This window comes from Treponema sp. R8-4-B8, assembly GCF_054786175.1.
Window position 1 is genome coordinate 1 of sequence record NZ_BDHE01000278.1, and the last position, 559, is coordinate 559.

1 protein-coding gene is annotated in these 559 nt (G+C 46.9%); it reads left to right on the forward strand.

The window, feature by feature from the left end; all coding sequences use genetic code 11:
* On the forward strand, window positions 1–442 hold a 442-nt coding region (locus tag ACYVRA_RS08385), incomplete at its 5' end, for a metal ABC transporter substrate-binding protein (protein WP_461252271.1).
* Window positions 443–559: the final 117 nt, after the last annotated feature.

Below are 559 nucleotides of genomic sequence, written 5' to 3' on the forward strand. Positions count from 1 at the left end.
CGCCAACGCCGAATTTTACAGCCAGAACGCAGTTTCTTATTGCAAAGAATTGGTAAAGATTGACGCGGCGTTTAATGACATAATAGCAGGAGCAAAACGAAAAACAATCGTTTTTGCCGACCGCTTCCCATTCCGCTACTTTGCCGACGCTTACGGGTTGACTTACTTTGCCGCATTCCCCGGCTGTTCAACGGAAACCGAGCCAAGCGCGGCTACTGTCGCTTTTTTGATAAACAAAATCAAGGCTGAGAAAATCCCGGTGGTGTTCCACATCGAACTTTCCAACGAAAAAATGGCTGATACAATCAGCGGCGAAACAGGCGCTAAAAAACTGCTGCTTCACGCCTGCCATAACATTTCAAAAAAAGATTTTGAGGCGGGGCTTGGGTATCTTGACCTAATGCGCGGTAATGTCGAAAATCTAAGAGAGGCGTTGCGATAAATGCTAATAGACTGTCAAAACCTTTCATTCGGGTATGACGGACACATTGTAGTCTGCGGTTTGAACTTTTCCGTTCAGGCCGGGGACTTTCTCCTTATTGCCGGGGAAAATGGCTCC